We start from the raw sequence: 20,544 nt of genomic DNA, 5'->3' as shown, positions 1-20,544 counted from the left end.
CGGCGGGATCGAAGGGCGCTTCCTCCAGCATGGTTCGGCTCGTCATTCCCGTCCCCCCATGACCTCGTCGGCTGGACCGTCCGCCGCCCGTGCGGTCCGTTCGCCGCACCGGCCCATCCGATTGTCGCGCGACATGATCGCGAGAACGCCGCACGGCTCTTCCGGCAAATGGGCGCTCGCCCGAAAAGTCCACAAGGAGCGTGATCCGACCGTGTCCTGCGGAATACGGGGATCCCTGCCCGGCCGCCGGGTCCAGCGATCGAATGGCCGTTGCCGTCGAGCCGGATGGCGCGGACGACCGGTCGCCTCCGAGCCGTTCGATACCGGCGCATCGGCGCGGCGACGGAGCCCGCCCGAGGCCGGCGGGACCGCCCCGGCTCGCGCGCGCCGTCAGGACGGCGGCACGAGACGCAGGAGCCGCCCCTCCTCCCCATCGGTCAGAACCTGGATCGAGCCGTCCGGTGCCACCCTGACGTCGCGCATCCGCTCGCCCAGTTCGGCAAGAAGCAACTCCTGCCCGGTGACCCGACTGCCCTGCCGGTGGAGGAGGCGCACCGTTTTCTCCGCGAGCGCGGGCGCCAGGAGCGCCCCCCGCCATTGCGGGAACAGGTCTCCTTCGTAGACGGCGAGCCCGGCGGGCGCGATCGAGGGCGTCCATTCCAGAAGCGGCGCCTCGAAACCCGGCAGCGAGGCGAAGGGCGTGACGCGCGCGAAGCTGTAGTCGAGGCCGCCGGAGACGAGCGGCCAGCCGTAGTTGCGACCGGGAACCAGCCGGTTCAGCTCGTCCCCGCCGCGCGGCCCGTGCTCGGCGACGAGAAGCGTGCCGTCGAGAGGATCGAGCGCGATCCCTTGCACGTTGCGGTGCCCGAGCGTCAGGATTTCGGACGCAGTGCCGGGCCGGCCGGCCAGCGGGTTGTCCGTCGGGATCGACCCGTCGCGGCCGAGCCGCACGATCTTGCCGAGCGTGTTGGCGGGGTCCTGCGCGTCCTCGCGCCGGTCGAACCCGTCGCCGAGCGAGAGCGCGAGGGTTCCGTCGGGCAGGAAGGCGATGCGGCTTCCGTGGTTGGAGCCGCCGGCCTTCGGCGTCGCGGTGAAGAGGACGCAAAGGTCTTCGAGCGCGCCGTCCTCAAGGCGGGCGCTGACGAGCCTCACGTTGTTGGCCTCGGCGTCGCCGTGCAGGAAGGTCAGAAAGATTCGCGCGGTCTCGGCGAAATCCGGGTCGACCGCCACGTCCATCAGGCCGCCCTGCCCGGCCGTGTAGATCGGCGGCAGACCGCTCACCGGCTCGGGGTCGAGCGTACCGTCCGCATTGACCACGCGCAGCCGCCCCACCGCTTCCGTGACGAGGCGCCGCCCGTCGGGCAGGAACGCCAGCGACCAAGGCCGCTCCAGCCCCTCGATCTCGGTGACGACGCGGTAGAGGCCGGGATCGACCCGCGGCGCCGGTTCGGCCCGCGCGCACGGCGCCGCGCCGAAGACGAGCACGGCGCACGTCAGCAGCATCGAGCCCCACGAGCACGAAGCATGCGCGTTCACGTCAATGTTTGGGTTCATTCGCGCCGCCTCGCCACCAGTTAGACAGCCAACATAGGCAAGGAACGGCCGGCGGCGCCGCTGCACAAGGAATGGTGAACGATGACCCGAACGGTCACCCATTTGGCAATCGCGTTTCTCCTTGCCGTGCTGGCGACGGCGGTCGCGGCCAGCATCGTTCAGACGCAGATCAACCTTGGCCGGCTGGTGGAGCTCGGCGCGGCCGTTCCGACGGGACTTCGCGCGCTCACGACGGCTCAGGATATGGCGCGCTTCGGACCTGTCATGGCCGCGATCACGGCCGCGGCCTTCCTGCCCGCGTTCCCGGTCGCCGGGCTTGTGTCCCAGACCCTGCCGCAGGCTCGGATGCCGATCTTCGCGCTGGCAGGCGCGGTGTCCCTCTGGACGGCGTTCGAGGTGATGGGCGTCTTCACCCCGATGCCGACCCTCGTCGCCGCCGTCCGCACGCCCGAGGGGCTGATGGCGATGACGGCGACGGGCCTCGTCGGCGGGACCCTCTTCGCCGGCCTCACCGCGGTGCGGCGCCGAAACAGTCCCGCACGGATCTGATCCCGGCCGGCGCACGGCCGCTTAAGATGCCTCGGCGCTCCGCCCGCGGGCGGACGCGAGCGGTCAGAAATCCTCCCATTCGGAGGAAGCGGGGGCGGTCTTCAGGGCCGCGCCGCCGCGGCCCGTGCTGCGCAGCTGGGTGACGCCGGTCCGGGGCCTGCCCGGCTTTGCTGCGGACGCGGCCGGGGCCGTGGAGCGGATCTGGAAGCGCTGCGTGAGGGCGGCGAGCCGCTCGGTCTCCTCCGTCAGGGCGTGCGCTGCCGCCGTCGTCTCCTCGACCATCGCCGCGTTCTGCTGCGTCACGTGATCCATCTGATCGGCGGCCGAGGTGACCTCCTTCAGGCGCTGGGCCTGATCGCTGGCGCTGTCGGCGATACGCGAGACGATCGCGCTGACGTCGCCGACCTTGGAGACGATCTTTCCGAGCGACGAGCCCGAGGCGGAGACGAGCTCGACGCCGATCGCGACCTGCGAGGCGGAGCTCGAGATCAGCGACTTGATCTCCTTCGCCGCCTCCGCCGAGCGCTGGGCGAGCCCGCGCACCTCCTGCGCCACCACGGCGAAGCCGCGCCCCGCCTCGCCGGCGCGCGCCGCCTCGACGCCGGCGTTCAGCGCGAGGAGGTTGGTCTGGAAGGCGATCTCGTCGATCACGCCGATGATCTTGCCGATCTGGTCGGACGAGGTCTTGATCGCGCCCATCGCGGCCACCGCGCGGGCCACGATCTCGCCGCCGGCCGCCGCGTCGCGCTCGGTTCCGGTCGCGGCCTTCTGCGCGTCGCCGGCGCCGGTGGCCGTTCCGTCGATGGCGACGGTCACGTCGGCGAGCGCGGCGACGGTCTCCTCCAGCGAGGCGGCCTGCTGTTCGGTGCGGTGGGCGAGGTCGTTCGAGGCGCTGGCGATCTCGCCGAGCCCAAGGCGGATCGTCCCGATGGATTCGACGACCGTCCCGATGGCGCCCTCGAGCGCTTCCACCGACGTGTTGAACGTCCGCCGGATAGGCTCGAACTCTGGCGCGACGGCGGCGGACATGCGCACGGTGAGATCGCCCTGCGAGAGCCGCGCGAAGCTCTCCTCGACGAGGTGGACGAAGACGCGCAGGTCCTCCGACTTGGCCTGATCGACCGCCGCCTGACGGGCAATGCCGGCGGCGCGGACCTCGCGGCTCGCCTCGGCGTCCGCTTCGAGACGGCGCTTTTCGAGAGCCGCATCCTTGAAGACCTGTACGGCGCCGGCCATGTCGCCGATCTCGTCGCGGCGCGCCGTCGCCGGAATTTCGACCGACGTGTCGCCTTCCGCCAGACGGCGCATCGTGCCGGTCAGCCCGACGATCGGACGCGAGATCGTGCGCACCAGCAGCCATCCCATGAGGAGCGCGATGGCGCCGCTGATCGCGAGCGAGCCGACCATCGTGCGCAGCGACATGACGTTCGCGGCCTCGGCCGCCGCCGTGTTGGAGGCGATCAGGTCCTCCTGGATCTTAAGCGCGTCGTCGAGGAGGTCGTAGGCCTGCGTCAGCGGAAACTGCTTGGGCAGCGCCAGCGCGTCGGGCCGCGTTGCGGGATCGCGGCCGAGCTCGATCATCCGGTTGCCGGCCTTCTCCCACCAGGTCTCGACCACGGCGCGCGCCGCCGAGACCTTCGCCTTCTGCTCGCTCGACGGCGACAGCGCGAGAAAGCCGTCCGCGGCCTTGAGGAACCCGGCCTTCGCGTCCGCGTAGGTCTTCAGGAAGCGCTCCTCGCCCGTCAGGAGGTTGTTGCCGATGGCGTTCTGCTGCCGGTAGAGCGAGGCGCGCATGCGCTCGGCCTGCAGGGACGCCAGGAAGTTGCTGGTCTGCGCCCCGTTCGCGACCGTGGCGTCCGTCATGCTCGACCAGAGCAGGCCGTTCGCGGCCAGAAGAACGGTCATGATCGCCGCGAAGGCGAAGACGATCTTTCGGGAAATGGTGATCTTCGGCAGCATCGGCACAGGATCCACGCAGAGACGATCGTCGGCGACGGTCACGACATCCCGTTTTATGACAGCCGGATGAAGGTTCCGTTGCGCGGTCTTCCCGATGGACGGCCCCACGCATCCGCCTCGTTCAAGGATACCCCGCCAGGAGCACAGCCGCGCCGAGGAGCACGACGCCGATACCGGCCCAGCGCCACCGGCGCATCGGCCGCAGGAGCGGGGGCTTTGCCGCGAGCGGGCGCTCCAGATGCCGGATCGCCTCGGCGCGGAAGGGCGACGTGCGCGGCGGCTTCCAGCCGAAAGGGTGCAGGCTCCCGCTCATGCCGTCTCCTCCTCGGCGATACCGGCGACGAGGTCCGATCGGCGCAGGAACTCGGCCGGCGTCCCGGAGAAGCGGCAGGTTCCGTCGATGAAGTGGACCGCGTCGGCCGCCGACACCAGGGTTTCCCGGTGGGTGACCGTGAGGCAGCCGATCCCCCTCGCCCGCAGCCGCTGCAAGAGCCGCGCCTGAAGCAGGTCGGGAACGGCGTTGGTGCCCTCGTCGAGGACGAGGAGGCGCGGCCGGCCGATCAGCGCGCGGGCGATCAGGAGACGCTGCTGCTGCCCGGACGAAAGGGTGTCGGGGCCGACGATGGTCTGGATCCCCATCGGCATGGCCGCCACCTCGCCCGCGAGATCGACGAGTTCGAGCGCCTCCCACATCGCCGCGAGATCGTGGCCGCCGGAGCCGCGCAGGTGTCCGCGGATGGTGGAGGTGACGTCGAGGCGGTCGCCCTGGAACACGGCGGCCATGCCCCGACGCCACGATGCGAGGTCGATCTCGTCGAGCCGTCGCCCGTCGAGCTCGATCCGCCCCTCGCTCGGGCGGGCGAGGCCGAGAAGAAGCTGCAGCAGCGTCGACTTGCCTCCGCCCGACGGCCCCGTCAGCACCGTGACGCGGGTCGGGTCGATCGCAAGGTCGAGACCCGACAGGACGAGCGCCGAGGAACCGGGATAGCGGTAGCCGACGGCGGTGCAGCGCAGCCGCGCCCCACCGCTCGAAGCCGCCCAGCTCCCGGCCTCGCGCGGCGCGGCAAGGAGCGCGTCGGCAGCGCGGCCCCGAAGACGCCCGCCGACGGTGTCGGCCAGCGAGCCGCCGAGGCTCGAAACCGAGAAGGCGAGGAGCCAGCCGAGCCACCCCGCAGCCAGAATGTCGGCGGAACCGCTCGACCCGGCACAGAGCATCGCGACGAGCCCGAGGGCGAGACCCGGCGCGACGGCCAGAGCCGCATCGCGACGCCGCGCGAAGCGGCGCTCGACGGCCTCGAACGCCGCATCCTCCCCGGCCCAGCGCGCCGTCATCGCACGATCGGCGGCGAGAAGACGCAAGGGCGCCAGGCCCGACAGAAGGACGATCAGGCGGCGGCGCATCGCGCGCCCGGCCTCCAGCCGCGGTCGCTCGAACGCGCGCGCCGCCGCGACGGCGGCAAGATGCGGTCCGAGCATGAGGAGCGCGAGGGCCCCCGCCGGCACGAAGACCGCAACGCCCTTCAGCCCGGCGAGCGCGGCAAGGGATGCCGCGGCCAGGATCGCGGCGGGCATGCCGCTCGCCACCGCAGCCTGGATTCGCTTCCGCCCGTCGCCGAGGCCGTGAAGGCCGAGCACGAGATCGGCGGGGCGGCGCTCGCGCCCGACGTCGCCGGGAAGGTCTTGAAGCAGCGCCACGGTCGCCTCGGCCTCGGCCCGCTCCAGGTCGGCAGACAGCCGGTCGCGGGCATCGAGCGCCTGGACCGAGAAGCAACCGGCGGCGGCCAGCGCGAGACCTGCCGAAACCAGTCCGCCCGTTGCCGCAAGGATCGGCACGCCCGCGAGGGCCGCAGCGCGCGCTGCGGACAGGAGCGCCAGCGCCCCGATCGCGCCCGTCCGGCCGACGAGAAGGTCCGTTCGCCAGCCGCGGATCGAGGTCGCGGGCGGGGACGCGGCGCGCGAAAGCTCGAAGGCGTCCTCGTCGAGGTCGGCGAGGCTCGCGGCATCGAAAAGCCCCGCCGCCCCGCCGGGCCCGGCCTCGCTCCATCGCATCGCGCCGTCCCGCAGGCGCAGGAGAAGCGGCGTGCCGTCGCGGCGGAAGGCGAGAAGCGGGCCGAACTCGACGCCATCGAGAAGCGTCGCTCCGAGGCGCACCGGGCGGGCGCGCAGGCCGCGCCGACGAGCTCCTTCGCCGACAAGCGCGTGGCGGTCGTTTCCGTCGTCCAGGTCGAACCGGCCTACAGCCAGCTCCATGCCGAACTCGTGGGCAACCGCGTCGAGCAGCGCCGCGACCGAAGGCTCGGCCGCCGATGCGATCCGGCCTTCGGGTGCGGGCGAGGGACCATGGGCGGAGAAGCCGGCGGTCGATACAGGGGGCGCCCGACGGCCCTCGATGCGAACGATCCGGTCGCCGGCCCGGAGGGAGGCCGCGCGGTGGGTGACGAGAAGGAGGGCGCAGCCGCGACGCCGAAGCGCCGCGCGGATGCGCATCTCGGTCGCAAGATCGAGATCGTCCACGACATCGTCGAGGACGAGGAGCGACGGGTTGCGGGCCAGCGACCGCGCGATCCCCATGCGCCGGAGTTCGCCGCCGGAGAACTTGCGCCCGAACGCCTGAACCGGGGCGTCAAGGCCGCCAGCCCGCGCGGCGAGGACGGTGTCGAAACCAGCGTCCCGGATCGCGCTCCAGAGGTCGGCGTCCGAAACCGCGGAATCGTCGAGGACGAGGTTCTCCCGGACGGTGCCCTCGAAGACCAGCGGCGCGCGATCGACAAGAGCGAGGCGGCGGGCGCGCACGTCCCGCGGCACCCGCCCGATCGGCACGCCGCCGAAGAGAACGTCACCGGCTTCCGGCGAGAGAAGGCCGAGCGCGATCCCGACGAGGGTCGACTTGCCGCCGCCCGAAGGCCCGCAGAGCCCGACCTGTTCGCCGGGCCGCACGCGAAAGCTCAGGCGGTCGACGACCGGCGGCCCCTTCGGATTGAAGCGGAAGCCGACGCCCCGCACGTCGAGACCGGTGCCGGTGGGCGCGATCGGCCGTTCGGGCGCTGGCTCGACCGGCTCGTCGAGGACGTCCGCGGCGTGCTGGCCACAGCGTCGCATGTCGCCAAGAACGCCGCGCAGTCCAGCGAGGGGAGCCGCCGCCAGTCCGAGGGCACCGGTGAGAAGGAGGAGGCCGCCCAGCGCGCCCGCCTCGGCAGGAGCGGTCAGAGCCGTGCCCGCGAGCCCGGCAAGGGTCAGCGCGATGGGCGCTGCGGCCAGACAGGCGGGGGCTCGGGCGATCCGCAGCTCTGTCAGTCGCCGGAGGGCGAGGCGCCCGATCCATTCGTGGCGGAAGGCGTCGCCCGCGGAGCCGATGCGATGGGCCGCCGGTCGCTCGATCGCGGCAAGCCCGGCTTCGACGGTGTCCGCCCGCCCGCCACCGGTCGCCCGTTCTAGGCGTCGGCGGTGGAGGCTCGCGACCGCGACGAGGAGACACCAGAGCGCGAAGACGAGGACGAGAGCCGCGCCGGCAGGTGGCGCAAGAACCGCCGCGCCGGCCAGGATCACCAGACATTCGAGGACGGCTGCGAGCGCCGGGGCGACGCGGGCCTCCAGCCGGATACCGCAGTCGCGGACCGCCTCGAACAGTGCAACGAGGACCTCCGGCAAGCGATAGGCGTGGAACGCACCCGGCAGGTCCGGAAGCCGCGCGGCGAGATCGAGACGCAGGCGATGCGAGACACCGCGCCCGGCGCGAGCGAAGGCTCGGGCCGACACGAGGCCGAGGAGCGCGACGAGCCCGGTCGCGGCTGCGATCGGGACGACGGAACGAGCCCCGTCGGCAAGAAGCACCGCCAGCCCGACCGTCACCGCCCCTCGTGCCCCCGCCGCCGCGACGCCGAGGGCGAGCGGCCCGAGCGCGGGTCGAAGCCGCCAACGCCACCACGCGATCTCCGCGGCACCGGCGCGTGTCCGGTCGTCGGGACGAAAGTCCGGGCCAGGCGTCATCTCGAGCGCGATGCCGGTGAAGCTCTGGTCGAAATGCGCCCGCGTCAGTTCGATCCGGCCGCCCGCCGGGCAGTTGATGCGCACCCGTTCGGGCCCGACCGCTTCGACGACGACGAAATGGATGAAGTTGAGATGCGCGACGAGCGGGAGACGCCGGCTGGAAAGCGCGCCCGGCTCGGCGCGGATCGCGCGGCATTCGAGCCCGTAGGCTGCCGCCGCGCGCTTCAGGTCGGTCGCCGACAGGCAATCGCGCGAGATGCCCATCGCGGCGCGGAGCTCCCGCGCCGAAACCGAACGCCCGAAATGCGCGAGCATCGTGCGCATCACGCCGATCCCGCATTCCGTCGTCTGGAACTGCGCACGCAGCGGCGTGCGGGGAACCCGCGGCGGAACGAAGCGCCGGAACCGTGCGGCCAGATTCGCGATCCGATGCGGGGCGCGAGCGCTCAATCCGCCCCCGCCAGATGGAGGCGGCTGGTGAAGACACGGTCCACCCGCAGGGCCAGCGGCGCGAAGCGGCGCATGGTGAGCGCGAGCATCGCGCGGGCACCCGGATGGGTTCTGTAGCTCGCGCGCGAACGCGGGCCGTAGAGTTCCGCCTGCCGCGAGAAGGCCTGGTGGTATCCCGCGATCAGGATGCCGCTCCGGCTGTGCGCCTCGGCACAGTAGGCGGCGGGATAGTGGACCGAGACGGCCTCGTCGCTCGTGGTTTCAGGTCCGAAACCGGTCTCGGCGCGCTGGCCGATCAGCCAGCCGACCAGGTCGCCGCCGCGACGCAGGACGAAGCTGAGATCGAGATCGAAGCTCGTGCGCCAGGTGAGCGGGTCGGGCGGCCGGATGTCGGAGCCCTCCCCCAGACATCGCTCGACCGCGGCTTCGTCCCGCGCGGTTCTCTCGCTCCAGGGTGTGAAGGCATAGGGCTCGGGACGTTCCAGAAGGCGTCGCACGCCCGGCCATCGCCCTCCCACATCGGACATCGCGCCGGCAAGACCCACGATCTGCACATTTCCGAGGTTCGGCTCGCTCCAACCGGCGTTCGACAGCGCCGCCTCGAGCGCGGGGCGCGAGGCCAGATGGTCCGGGTAGTGCGTTTCGATCCGTCGAATGCCGCGCTCGCCCGCCGCCGACGCGAAGGCTCGCATGAGCTGCGTGGCGATCCCCATTCCGCGGCATCGCCGGTCGACCATCAGCGAGAGAAGACGACCATCGCCCGGACCACAATCTCCGAGAGCCAGTCCCGCCGGACTGTCGCCATCGAAGGCGCCGATTGCCAGCATCGAGGGGCGCGGCTCGGCGACGAGCTTTGCGAGGCGCGGATAGGTGAAGGCGGCGAAACCGGGATCCGGCTTCGAGAGACATTCGACCGAGATTGACACGACCGCATTCCCGTTCTGCGCTTCGGGGGGGCACCCTTCCACGCGGCGATCTCCGGTCGAGGCGGCATCACCACGACCAACCGCCCCCACGGACCTCTGCCCTGCCTGCCGCGTGACGCAGACATCCCTGTCCATCCTTCCATCGCGAAGGTTGCCCGCCAAGCCATCTCGCCCGAGGGAGCCGCCGATTTCGTCCCGGATGACCGTCAAAACGTCCCAGGACGGATCGAACGGCTGGACGCGCGAGTGGGCGCGTGGCGTCTGAAGCTTCGGGATCGGTTCGCCACGACCGAATTCGGCCCGGCGTGTCTGTCGGGCCGCGTGGTTCGCGACGACATCGGCCCCATCCACGTCGTGCTTGCCGGGTGAGAACAGCATGAGCATCGAAACGGTCAAGGCGTTTTTCGTTCAGGCGGACAGCGACCCGTCCCTGTGCGAGAAGTTCCGATCCGCAGCTCTCGACAGCGCGGAGGCTGTCAGCCGTCTCGGCCGCGAACACGGCTACATCTTCTCGCCCGAGGACGCGATGGCGGCCTTCGAAGACTACGAGTCGGGCGAACTCTCGGACGAGGATCTCGACCTCGTGTCGGCCGGCGGTAGTTGCCCGCAATATCCTTCTGGTCAAAGCGACACCGGCGGTGGCCCGACCTGAGCGGAAGCGCTGGGTCCGGGCTAGACGCCGGTTCCACAGAATCGCCGGCGCTCCGCTCGACAGCATGCGACAAGCGGGATTGATCCGCCTCATCAATCGTTCTCCGCGGATCGTCAGAGGAAGAACTCGTCGGACGCGCGACCGCTGCGGCCGGATCGCGGGAAACGCGTTCCCGAAGCGTCGCGTCAGCGGCCGGGCTCGCTTCGCACGTCCGCCATGTGCACCGCCACGGCCCCGGCGGTGGTCCACCAGATGCGCGGGTCGTCCCGCTCCCGCAGGCGCGTCAGGACTCGATCGAGGTGAAGGGCGCGGTGGGCCTGCCCCATGATGTAGGGGTGCAGCGCGATCCCGAGAACGAGGGGGCGGCGCTCGCATTCGCCGAGAAGCTGGTCGACCGCGTCCTCGATCATCGCCGCGAACGTCGCCGCTTCCTGATGGCGCGAGACGATGGACGGGATGTCGTTGATCTCCTGCGCGTAGGGGATCGACAGGATCCCCGCCCCGCTGCGCGTCTCGAGCCGGATCGGCTGATCGTCGTGCGCCCAGTCGAGGACATAGGTGAAGCCCGCTTCCTCGAGGAGGTCGGGCGTGTGGTGGCTTTCGGAGATCCAGGGCCCGAGCCAGCCCTGCGGCCGGACGCCGATCCTGCCGAAGTCGTCGAGCGTGCGCGCGATCATCGACCGCTCCTCGTCCTCGCTCAACTGACCTTGCGCCTCGGCGTTGGTCCGGCCGTGCGCGGCGATCTCGTCGCCCCGGTCGCGGCAGGCTTCCACCAGTCCCGGACACCGCTCGATCGCCGCGCTGTTGACGAGCGCCGTCGTCGACAGCTCCAGCCGGTCGAACATCTCCATGAAGCGCCAGGCGCCGACGCGGTTGCCGTAGTCGCGCCAGGCGAAGTTCATGACGTCGGGCTCGGACTGGGACGGCGCGAGCTTGGCGCCCAACCCGTCGCCGAACCCGAAGACCTCGTGATTGACGCCGAAATAGATGGCGAGCCGCCGCCCTTCCGGCCAGGAATAGTCCGGCCGCCGGACGATGGGCGAATAATCGTATCGGCCGTGATGCGGCAGCTCGGACATGGCGTCATCCTCGGCTCGGGCGGCCGCCGCGCCGCGGCGCCGAAGGGCCGAAGCGAGCGTGCGCAATGCTGCGCCGCGTCAGCCGCGCCGTCCTAGACGCGCGGGACGGGCGGCAGTTCCCTTACTGCGACGGGCCGGGTTCTCCCATGTCCGCCGACGGCGTGCCGAGGCGCCCGTCGGGATCGGATCGTGGGCGGACACCGCCGTCGCCCGCCAGCGCCCCGTCCGTCAGAGGGTCCGGTACATCACCAGCGCGTCGACGGCGCCGAGCGCCGGGTGCCGGAAGGCGCCGGGCAGCCGCCCGACCGTCTCGAAGCCCATCGCGCCCCACAGGCCGACGGCGCGAACGTTGCTGCTGACCACGAAATTGAACTGCATCGCCTCGTAGCCGAGCGCGCGCGCGCGTTCGAGCGAATCGGTGCACATCAGGCGGGCGACGCCACGTCCGGTGGCGGCCTCGGCGGTGACGTAGCCGCAATTGCACACGTGGCTCCCGCCGCCGGCCTGGTTCGTCCGGATGTAGTAGGTCCCGAGAAGCGTGCCGTCCTCCTCCGCCACGAAGGTGTGCTTGTCCGGCGCGGTCCAGTAGGCGACGAGCTCGTCGTCGCTCATGCGCGGGTCCAGCGCATAGGTCTCGCCCGCCGCGACGACGGGGCGAAGGGCGGCGAGGATGGCGGCGGCGTCGTCCGGGCGGGCAGGTCGAATGTGCATGGCGGACGGATAGGACGCGCGTTTCCAAAAGAAAAGATGCGGTGCGGGACGGATCGTTCCTCGCCGGCCGTTCCCCGGCAGGCCTCGCCACGGCATCGGCCGGGAGGCGCCGGTCCGGTTTCTGGGGTATAGAGGCCGCAGACACGAGAAGAGGCGGGAGGTCTCATGCAGAACGACGCGGCGACGACAGGCGATCTGGCCGGGCTGATCGACCACACGGTGCTGAAGCCCGAGGCCTCGCGCGCCGACGTCGCGCGCCACTGCGACGAGGCGGTGGCGAACGGGTTCGCCTCGGTCTGCGTCAACGGCGTCCATGTCGCCTTCGTCGCGGCGCGCCTGAAAGGCACGCCGGTGAAGACCTGCGCCGTTCTCGGCTTCCCGCTCGGGGCGGGCGGCGCGGGGGCGAAGGCGGCGGAAGCGGCATGGCTCGTCTCTGAGGGCGCCGACGAACTCGACATGGTGCTCGACATCGGCGCACTGCGCGAGGGCGACCTCGACCGCGTGCGGGCCGACATGGCGGCCGTGCGCGAGGCCTCGGCGGGCCGAGTCCTCAAGGTGATCCTCGAGACCTGCCTCCTCGACGAGGCGCAGATCGTCGCGGCCTGCCGGATCGCGGCCGAGATCGGCGCGGACTTCGTCAAGACCTCGACCGGCTTCTCGACCGGCGGCGCGAGTCCGGAGGTCGTGGCGCTCATGCGGCAGACGGTCGGGCCCCGCATCGGCGTCAAGGCGTCGGGCGGCATCCGCACGGCGGAAGCGGCGCGCGCCATGGTCGCGGCGGGGGCGAACCGCATCGGCGCGAGCGCCAGCGTCGCGATCGTCGGCGCAGCGAGGGAGACAGCCGTCGGCGGCTACTGACCGCTCCCCCGATCCGCCAGGACGGAGAGCCCGGACCGCCGCGCGGCGGTCCGCGACGGAAAGCCTGACCGCCCGGCGGATTGGGTCGCGGCGGAACACATTTGCGTGCGCGTCGTTTGATCCGGACACCTCATGCCGGAACGCTCGCTTCTCGGACCTCGCGCCATGCTCGACGAATCCCGCCTCCCATGGGCCAACGGTGATGCCGAGGGCTCGATCGCGATCAATCCGGAAGCGCGCGCGGGCGAGCGGGATCACGCCGAGGCCCGCGCGCCGGATACGCGGGACAAGAAGCCGGCGGCCGAGAAGGGCCGCGCCGACGCCGGCGACGAGGCGAAGCCGGACGCGGGCGATGACGGCAAGGCCGAGGAGACCGCCGACACAACGGCCAAGCGCCCCTCGATCCTGCGCCGGCATCCGTTCATCGTGCTTCTGGTGCTGGTCGCGATCGTCGCCGCTGCCGTCGGCGGCTATGTCTACTGGCAGACGGCGATCTACCCTTACGAATCGACCGACGACGCCTTCATCGATTCCCGCCAGTTCGCCGTCTCGCCGCAGGTCGCGGGCTATGTCTCCGAAGTGCCCGTATCCGACAACGAGCATGTCGAGGCGGGCGACGTCATCCTGCGCATCGATCCGCGCGACTACCAGGCTGCCGTCGACGAGGCGGACGCGCGCATCGCGGCCGCGCAGGCCGCGATCAGCGGCGCGGACGCGCAGATTGCCGCACAGCAGGCGCAGGTCAGCGAGGCGCAGGCCGCCGTCGCACAGAACGAGGCGAGCGTCCAGTTCGCGCAGGAGGAAGCCGCCCGCGCGCAGCAGCTCGTCCGCTCGGGCGCCGGCACGGTGCAGACCGCGCAGCAGCAGACCTCGAACCTGCGTCAGGCGCAGGCCGAACTGAACCGCTCGCGCGCCGCCGTCACCGCGGCGGACAAGCAGGTCGGCTCGCTCCAGGCGCAGCGCGCCACCTCGGTCGCGGACCTGCGCGAGGCCAATGCGCAGGCCGTGCAGGCGCGGCTCAACCTGTCCTACGTCACCGTTACCGCCGCCCAGCCGGGCCGCGTCGTCAAGCTCACCGGCGCGGTCGGCCAGTATGTGCAGACCGGGCAGAGCGTCGCCATGTTCGTCCCCGACGACATCTGGGTGACCGCCAACTTCAAGGAGACGCAGATCACCGACATGCGGCCGGGCCAGCCCGTCGACATCCGCATCGACGCCTATCCGGACCACAAGATCCGCGGCCATGTCGATTCCGTGCAGCCCGGCTCGGGCACCGCCTTCTCGCTGCTGCCGGCCGAGAACGCGACCGGCAACTACGTGAAGGTCGTGCAGCGCGTGCCGGTGAAGATCGTGGCCGACGGCTGGCCGCAGGACGTCTCGATCGGCCCGGGCATGTCGGTCGTGCCGACCGTCACCGTTCGCCCGACCAAGGACTGACGCCGGTGTCGGCCGTGACCGCCGCCCCCGCCAAGTCGGCGGGCGCCGGCAATCCGTGGGTGATCGCCGTCGTCGTGTCGATCGCGACCTTCATGGAGGTGCTCGACACGACGATCGCCAACGTCGCGCTGCGCTATATCTCGGGGGGCCTCGGCGTTTCGTCGGACGAGGCCTCGTGGGTGGTGACGACCTATCTCGTCTCCAACGCCATCACGCTGACGGCCTCCTCCTTCATCGCCAAGCGCTACGGGCGCAAGCGCTTCTATCTCGCCTGCCTTGCGGTCTTCACGATCTCCTCGGTCCTGTGCGGTCTCGCCTGGAACATCGAGTCGCTCCTGTTCTTCCGCATCCTGCAGGGGTTCGCGGGCGGCGGCATGGTGCCGATCTCGCAGTCGATCCTCGCGGACTCGTTCCCGCCGGAAAAGCGCGGCCAGGCCTTCGCGCTCTTCGGCGTCGCGGTCGTCGTCGCGCCCGTTGTCGGCCCGACGCTCGGCGGCTGGCTGTCGGACAATGTCTCCTGGCACTGGTGCTTCCTGATCAACGGTCCGGTCGGCGTCCTCGCCTTCGCGCTGGTCTGGTTCCTCGTCACCGAATCCGACGAGGCGCGGCAGGAGCGCGAGGCGATCCGCAAGAAGGGCATCCGCTTCGACATCGTCGGCTTCCTCGCCGTCGCGACCTTCCTCGGCGCCCTGGAGCTCGTGCTCGACCGCGGCCAGACGGAGGACTGGTTCGGCTCGAACTTCATCATCGTCTCGGCGACGGTCTGCGTCCTCGCCTTCCTGTTCATGATCCCGTGGGAGCTTCGTCACGAGAACCCGGTGGTGGATCTGCGGATGGTGGCCAGCCGGCAGTTCGGCTCGTGCTTCCTCGTGATGATGGCGACCGGCGCGATCCTCATCGCGACGACCCAGTTTGTGCCCGAACTCCTGCAGAGCTTCTACAGCTACACGGCGACCTGGGCGGGCATGGCTCTCTCGCCGGGCGGCATCGTCACCATGACCATGATGTTCGTGGTCGGGCGGGTGACCGCGGTCGTGCAGCCGAAATACCTCATCGCGCTCGGCGCGGCGATCGTGGCCGCCGCCATGTGGGATCTCACGCGCCTCTCGCCCGACGCCAACTTCGGCTACTTCGTCTGGTCGCGCATCTTCGTCGGCCTCGGCCTGCCCCTGATCTTCATCCCGATCACCACCGCGTCCTACGACGGCATCCCGAAGAACAAGACCGACCAGGCCTCGGCCCTCATCAACGTTGCGCGCAATGTCGGCGGCTCGATCGGCGTGTCGATCGCGCAGAACACGCTGGCCTTCCGCGAGCAGTTCCACCAGAGCCGGCTGGTCGAGCACATCACGCCGTCGAGCCCGGCCTATCACCAGACGATGGAGGCGACGGTCGCCATGCTGCGCGCGCGCGGCCTCTCGGCGCCCGACGCCGAGCAGGGCGCCATCGCGTTGATCGGGCAGACGCTTCAACAGCAGGTCGGCTATCTCGCCTACATCGACGTGTTCCACGTCCTGATGCTGATCTCGCTCTGCGCGGTGCCGCTGGCGCTGATCCTGCGCAACGTGAAGCCGGGCGGAGGCGCGCCGGCCGGCGCCCACTGAGCGACGGCCTAAGGCGGTTCAGGCCGCCGCTTCCTCCTCGATCGTCAGGTCGCGCAGGAGCGTGTGGATCTCATCGCCGCTGAGGCGTGACGGGTCGAAGCCGCTCGATGCGCCGACGGTCCGGAAGCGCTCGGCATCCCGGTCCGATGCGCCGACGAAGCCCATCGCCCAGTTCGGGAAGCTGCGCGCGGCGATGGGATCGAGGGCGAGGAGCGCCACGTCGCCGTGCCGTTCGTCCTGCTGGATCCGCTCGAAAGCGGCCTCGATGGTGGCGAGCGGGCCTTCGAGGACCTGCGCGAAGCAGCCGGCGTTGAAGAGAAGCGCGCCGGTGATCCCGTCGCGCGCGTTGTTCGTCCGGCTGCGGGCGAGGATGTCGCCGACATGGGCCGCGAATGCCGGGGCGTCGCCGGAAATGTGGTTGCGGCTGTAGTAGACGAGGCGATGCAGGCTGGCGGTCATCGGACGTGTCCCTCTCGGTCCTTGATGTGCTGGGTCAGGAAGGCTTCGACCTGGCCGGCCGGCATCGGGCGGCCCGTCAGGTAGCCTTGGACGTGCGTGCAGCGCTCCTCCCGGATGCGCGCGAGCTGTTCGGCGGTCTCGACGCCCTCGGCCGTGATCGCCATGCCGAGGCTGGCGCCGAGCCCCGCGACGGCGCGCAGGATCGCCTCGCTGTCGGCACTCGCGTCGGCGACGAAGGAGCGGTCGATCTTGATCTTGTTGAACGGAAACTTCTGGAGATAGCTGAGCGACGAATAGCCGGTGCCGAAGTCGTCCATCGATATCTTGACGCCGATGTCGCTGAGGGCCGCGAGCGTCCTCAGGACGTTGTCGGTGTCGTCGAGGAGAACCCCCTCGGTGATCTCGATCTCCAGCCGGTGGGCGGGCAGGCCCGACCTCTCGAGCGCCGAGGCGACGGTGGCGAGCAGCGTGTCCGCCTTGAACTGGAGCGGCGAGACGTTGACCGCGACGATCATCTCGCCCGGCCAGGACGCCGCCTCGGCGCAGGCGGTCCGCAGCACCCATTCGCCGATCTTGACGATCAGGCCGTTCTCCTCGGCCAAGAAGATGAAGTCGAGCGGCGGCACGTACCCTTTCGTCGGGTGCTTCCAGCGCAGGAGCGCCTCGAACCCGATGCAGGTGTCGGTCGCGAGATCGAGGAAGGGCTGGAAGTTCAGCTCGAACTGCTTCAGCGCGAGCGCCCGTCGAAGGTCGATCTCCATCTCCCGACGCCTGTGCAGGAGATCGTCCATGCCGGCCTCGAACAGGCGGTATCGGCCGCGACCGGCGCGCTTGGCCTCGTAGAGGGCGAGATCGCCGTTGCGCAGCATGTCGCGCGCCTGCGTGACGTCGCCCTGCAGCGCGACGCCGACGCTCGCCCCGATGTTGATCGTGTGGCCGCTGAGGACGTAGGTCCGCCCGACGAGATCGACGATCCGCGCCGCCAGCTTCTCGGCATCCGCCGCCTCGCGCACGCCCACCTGCAGAACCACGAACTCGTCGCCGCCGAGCCGCGCCACGACGTCGCCCTTGCGGCAGGCGCTGACCAGCCGGTCGGCGACCTTCTTCAGGAGGAGATCGCCGATCCCGTGTCCGAGCATGTCGTTGATCATCTTGAAGCGGTCGAGGTCGAGGCAGTGGACCGCGACCGGCACCGCCTCGCTGCGGGCGAGCGCGCCCGCGAGGTGCGACAGGAACATGTTGCGCTTCGCCAGTCCCGTCAGGTCGTCGAGGTCCGCGGCGATGGCCGGGCGATCCGACGCGGCCGAGGGGCGCAGATCGACCACGAACCGGCCCTCCCCGAGCGGCGCGAGGGTCGCGTCGTAGGACACGTCCTCCTTCGTCGCGAGCGTCGTGGCGGCGCCCCGGTTCTGGTCGGGCGCGGGGAGCGCGAGGCCGGAGCCGAGGTCGCGCACGTTCAGCCCGACGACCCATCCGCCGAAGGCCGCTTCGGCCGCCGCATTGGCATAGGTCACGGTCCCCCCGGCATCCACCGCCAGCACCGGATGGGGAAGCGCCTGGAGCATCAGCTCGAAACCGGGCGCCTCGAGAGCCGACACGGCCGCCGCCGGCACCGGGGAATTGGGAACGTTCATGGCGGCGTCCATGTGATGGCAAGGGAGCCGCGAACATCGCAGGCAAAGGTTAGCGAAGAGGGGTCGCACCGGCCGATCGCGTCGCGCCTTCCGACATTTTCGCCCTTCTTACCTCTCGCCCCGGGGAATGCCGCGGTGGCACGCGGCCGTCCCGGCGACGGAACCCGTTCGCGATCGCCCATGCCGGCTGGCGGTCGCCCGCGCTTTGCCGCAAGGATGCGCGGACCCCTTCCCGCCCTGGCGAGACAAGACATGCATCCAGTCGAACTCTTCGAGGTCATCGTCGCGATGTTCGTGGCGGTGCTGGTGCTGCACTACATCGCGCAGCGCCTGTCGCTGCCCCCGGCCGTGGCCCTTCTGATCGGCGGCGGCACCCTCGCCTTCGTGCCCGGACTGCCGCCGGTCGAGCTCGACCCCGAACTGGTGCTCGTCGTCTTCCTGCCGCCGCTCCTGATGGACGGCGCGTGGTTCACGGCGCTGGCGCCCTTCCGTCGGCATCTGGCGGGCATCGCCTCGCTGGCGATCGGTGCGGTGCTGTTCACGACGGCCGCCGTCGCGCTGGCGGCCAAGGCCGTCGTGCCGGAACTGCCCTGGGCCGCCTGCATCGCGCTCGGCGCCATCGTCTCGCCGCCGGACGCGGTCTCGGCGCGCGCCGTCCTGCAGCGGGTGAAGCTACCGCGCCGGCTGGCGACGCTGCTCGAGGGCGAGAGCCTTCTCAACGACGCGACCGGCCTCGTCCTCTTCCGCCTTGCGGTCGCCGCGACGCTGACGGGCACGTTCAGCCTCGGCGAGGCGCTCGGCAGCTTCACGCTCCTCGTCGGCGGCGGGCTCGCGGTGGGCAGTGCGATCGGCGCGCTCTGGGTCCTCGTGCTGCGTCGCCTCGGCGACGACTACCTGATGATCGCGGCCTCGGTCCTCGTCTGCTGGGTGAGCTATCTCGTGGGCGAACTCGTTCACGTATCGGGCGTCATCGCCACGGTCACGGCCGGCCTCGTCTGCGGCTGGTACCAGCACACCGTCTTCACCGCGAGCGTGCGGCTGCGCGGCGTGGCGTTCTGGCAGGTCCTGATCTTTCTCCTCGAGGCGGCCGTGTTCGTCCTCATCGGGCTGTCGCTGCGCGGCGTCCTGGAGCGCGTCGGCGGCATCGGGGTCGTCTGGACGGACATGGCGGGCGCGGTCGCCGCGGTGATCGCCGCCATGACGCTGGCGCGCTTTGCCTGGGTGTTCGGGGCCGACGCGGTGCTCGGCCGCCTGCACCGTCGCGGCGCCGGCAGCGCCGAACCGCTCGGCGGGCGCGCCGCCACGGTGATGAGCTGGGCGGGCATGCGCGGCGTGGTGACGCTGGCCGTCGCGCTCTCGCTGCCCGAGACGATGCCCGGGCGCGACCTCATGCTGGTGGTCGCCTTCGCCGCGATCCTCGTCACCGTGCTCGTCCAGGGTACGACGCTCGGCCTCGTGATCCGCTGGGCCGGCCTGTCGGAGGACGAGCGCGCCCATCCCCCGCTCGATCTCTTCGCGGCGGAGGCGGCGATGGTGAAGGCGCAGCTCGCGGCGGTCGAGCGGCAGGCCTTCTCCGCCGACGGCACGCTTCTTCATCCGCGCCTTCTCGACAGCTACCGCCGCCGCGCGTCGCTCTCGGCCGACTTCACCGGCGACGCGGCCGAGCGCGACGAAAGCATCATGGCCCATTTCGACGTGATCCTCGCCGCCATCGCCGCCGGCCGGGCCGAACTCGTCCGCCTCCACCGGACGCACCAGATCGACGACGAGACCCTGCACGATCTCGAGCGCGACCTCGACCTGGAAGAGCTCGGCGCCATCGCCGCCAAGGGGTGAGCGGGCGTCAGGGGACGGCGAGCCGCGGCGAGGCGGCGGGGCGATCCTCGAGGCCCGGCAGTCGGGCCGGCACGTCGGCGCGCTCGAGCGGGCGTCCGATCAGATAGCCCTGCGCCTGTGCCCAGCCGTTGCGCCGCAGCCAGTCGAGCTGCTCCGGCGTCTCGACCCCTTCCGCGGTCGTCGTCATCCGCAGGGCCCGTCCCATCTCGCCGGCCGCGCGGATGATCGCCTCCGCCTCCGCCGAGCGCCCGATGTCGCCGACGAAGGATCGGTCGAGCTTCAGCTTGTCGAAGGGGAAGCGGCGCAGATAGGACAGCGACGAGAAGCCGGTGCCGAAGTCGTCGAGCGCGATGCGGATGCCCGCCTGGCGGAGGGCGTGGAGCGTGCGCATGTTCTGCTCGCTGTCGCTCATCAGCACCGACTCGGTGATCTCGAGCTCCAGCCGCGTCGCCGCGGCGCCTGAGCGGCAGAGCGCCTGCATGACCCGCAGCGGCAGCGTCTCGTCGCGGAACTGGACCGCCGACACGTTGACCGCCACCGTCACGCCGGGCGGCCAGGCCGCAGCCTCGCGGCAGGCGGTCTCCAGAACCCAGTCGCCGATCGGTACGATCAGGCCCGTTTCCTCCGCCAGCGGAATGAACTCGGCCGGGGACACCTCGCCCCGCTCCGGATGCCGCCAGCGCAGGAGGGCCTCGAATCCGACGATCCCATCGGACGAAAGGTCGAGGATCGGCTGGTAGACGAGGCGAAGCTCGCCCCGCTCCAGAGCGCCGCCGAGGTCCTGCTTCATGCTCTGGCGTGCCCGGACCCGCTCGAACATCGGGGCATCGAAGGCCCGGATCGCACCGC

Annotated in this window: 16 protein-coding genes; 6 read left to right on the top strand and 10 right to left on the bottom strand. The window is 71.0% G+C overall.

Going from position 1 to position 20,544, the window contains the following annotated elements; translation table 11 throughout:
* Positions 1-390 precede the first annotated feature (390 nt).
* The gene (locus QZ753_RS03655) at positions 391-1,554 is read right to left on the bottom strand and encodes a PQQ-dependent sugar dehydrogenase (protein WP_294641325.1); all 1,164 of its coding nucleotides are present in this window, start codon (positions 1,552-1,554) and stop codon (positions 391-393) included.
* Between the two features lie 81 nt (positions 1,555-1,635).
* Here QZ753_RS03655 and QZ753_RS03650 point away from each other — a divergent pair, with 81 nt between their 5' ends.
* The gene (locus QZ753_RS03650; protein WP_294641323.1) at positions 1,636-2,103 is read left to right on the top strand and encodes a hypothetical protein; all 468 of its coding nucleotides are present in this window, start codon (positions 1,636-1,638) and stop codon (positions 2,101-2,103) included.
* Between the two features lie 63 nt (positions 2,104-2,166).
* On the opposite strand, the gene QZ753_RS03645 is transcribed toward QZ753_RS03650, so the two are convergent.
* From QZ753_RS03645 to QZ753_RS03630, 4 genes are all read right to left on the bottom strand, one after another.
* Positions 2,167-4,104 carry a methyl-accepting chemotaxis protein gene (locus QZ753_RS03645; RefSeq protein ID WP_294641321.1) on the bottom strand — a complete coding sequence of 646 codons (1,938 nt, stop codon included), beginning with the start codon at positions 4,102-4,104 and terminating at the stop codon, positions 2,167-2,169.
* Positions 4,105-4,183: 79 nt separating this feature from the next.
* On the bottom strand, positions 4,184-4,375 hold the full coding sequence (locus tag QZ753_RS03640) for a hypothetical protein (protein ID WP_294641319.1): 192 nt from the start codon (positions 4,373-4,375) through the stop codon (positions 4,184-4,186).
* Positions 4,372-8,499, bottom strand: a complete 4,128-nt coding sequence (locus QZ753_RS03635) for an ATP-binding cassette domain-containing protein (RefSeq protein WP_294641317.1) — start codon at positions 8,497-8,499, stop codon at positions 4,372-4,374. The genes QZ753_RS03640 and QZ753_RS03635 overlap by 4 nt, the downstream gene beginning before the upstream one ends.
* Positions 8,496-9,425 carry a GNAT family N-acetyltransferase gene (locus tag QZ753_RS03630; RefSeq protein ID WP_294641314.1) on the bottom strand — a complete coding sequence of 310 codons (930 nt, stop codon included), beginning with the start codon at positions 9,423-9,425 and terminating at the stop codon, positions 8,496-8,498. Before QZ753_RS03630 ends, QZ753_RS03635 begins: the two co-directional genes overlap by 4 nt.
* 376 nt (positions 9,426-9,801) lie before the next feature.
* Between QZ753_RS03630 and QZ753_RS03625 the strand changes: the two genes are divergently transcribed.
* Positions 9,802-10,077 carry a Nif11-like leader peptide family natural product precursor gene (locus QZ753_RS03625; protein ID WP_294641313.1) on the top strand — a complete coding sequence of 92 codons (276 nt, stop codon included), beginning with the start codon at positions 9,802-9,804 and terminating at the stop codon, positions 10,075-10,077.
* Between the two features lie 185 nt (positions 10,078-10,262).
* Here QZ753_RS03625 and QZ753_RS03620 read toward each other — a convergent pair whose 3' ends face one another.
* Both QZ753_RS03620 and QZ753_RS03615 read right to left on the bottom strand, forming a co-directional pair.
* Positions 10,263-11,156: a polysaccharide deacetylase family protein gene (locus QZ753_RS03620; protein ID WP_294641312.1), complete on the bottom strand. Its 894-nt coding sequence runs from the start codon at positions 11,154-11,156 to the stop codon at positions 10,263-10,265.
* Between the two features lie 228 nt (positions 11,157-11,384).
* Positions 11,385-11,867, bottom strand: coding sequence for a GNAT family N-acetyltransferase (locus QZ753_RS03615; RefSeq protein WP_294641311.1), 483 nt, complete (start codon positions 11,865-11,867; stop codon positions 11,385-11,387).
* Positions 11,868-12,032: 165 nt separating this feature from the next.
* Here QZ753_RS03615 and deoC point away from each other — a divergent pair, with 165 nt between their 5' ends.
* The 3 genes from deoC (at position 12,033) to QZ753_RS03600 (ending at position 15,766) form a co-directional block, all read left to right on the top strand.
* Entirely contained in the window at positions 12,033-12,725 is a 693-nt protein-coding gene (deoC, locus tag QZ753_RS03610; RefSeq protein ID WP_294641309.1) for a deoxyribose-phosphate aldolase, read from the top strand.
* Positions 12,726-12,890: 165 nt separating this feature from the next.
* Positions 12,891-14,162, top strand: a complete 1,272-nt coding sequence (locus tag QZ753_RS03605; protein ID WP_294641308.1) for an HlyD family secretion protein — start codon at positions 12,891-12,893, stop codon at positions 14,160-14,162.
* A 14-nt stretch (positions 14,163-14,176) separates the two neighbouring features.
* Entirely contained in the window at positions 14,177-15,766 is a 1,590-nt protein-coding gene (locus QZ753_RS03600; RefSeq protein ID WP_294641357.1) for a DHA2 family efflux MFS transporter permease subunit, read from the top strand.
* Positions 15,767-15,784: 18 nt separating this feature from the next.
* Here QZ753_RS03600 and QZ753_RS03595 read toward each other — a convergent pair whose 3' ends face one another.
* Positions 15,785-16,225 (bottom strand): BLUF domain-containing protein, encoded by a 441-nt coding sequence (locus QZ753_RS03595; RefSeq protein ID WP_294641307.1) that lies wholly within the window; start codon positions 16,223-16,225, stop codon positions 15,785-15,787.
* The gene (locus tag QZ753_RS03590; RefSeq protein ID WP_294641306.1) at positions 16,222-17,859 is read right to left on the bottom strand and encodes a bifunctional diguanylate cyclase/phosphodiesterase; all 1,638 of its coding nucleotides are present in this window, start codon (positions 17,857-17,859) and stop codon (positions 16,222-16,224) included. Before QZ753_RS03590 ends, QZ753_RS03595 begins: the two co-directional genes overlap by 4 nt.
* A 252-nt stretch (positions 17,860-18,111) precedes the next feature.
* Between QZ753_RS03590 and QZ753_RS03585 the strand changes: the two genes are divergently transcribed.
* Positions 18,112-19,695, top strand: coding sequence for a Na+/H+ antiporter (locus QZ753_RS03585; RefSeq protein ID WP_294641304.1), 1,584 nt, complete (start codon positions 18,112-18,114; stop codon positions 19,693-19,695).
* 7 nt (positions 19,696-19,702) lie between these two features.
* On the opposite strand, the gene QZ753_RS03580 is transcribed toward QZ753_RS03585, so the two are convergent.
* Positions 19,703-20,544 (bottom strand): bifunctional diguanylate cyclase/phosphodiesterase (locus QZ753_RS03580; RefSeq protein ID WP_294641302.1); only part of this gene is annotated, 842 nt, incomplete at its 5' end.

Source organism: uncultured Aureimonas sp. (genome assembly GCF_913775355.1).
Classification (GTDB): domain Bacteria; phylum Pseudomonadota; class Alphaproteobacteria; order Rhizobiales; family Rhizobiaceae; genus Aureimonas.
This window is presented reverse-complemented; position numbering and strand designations above follow the sequence as displayed.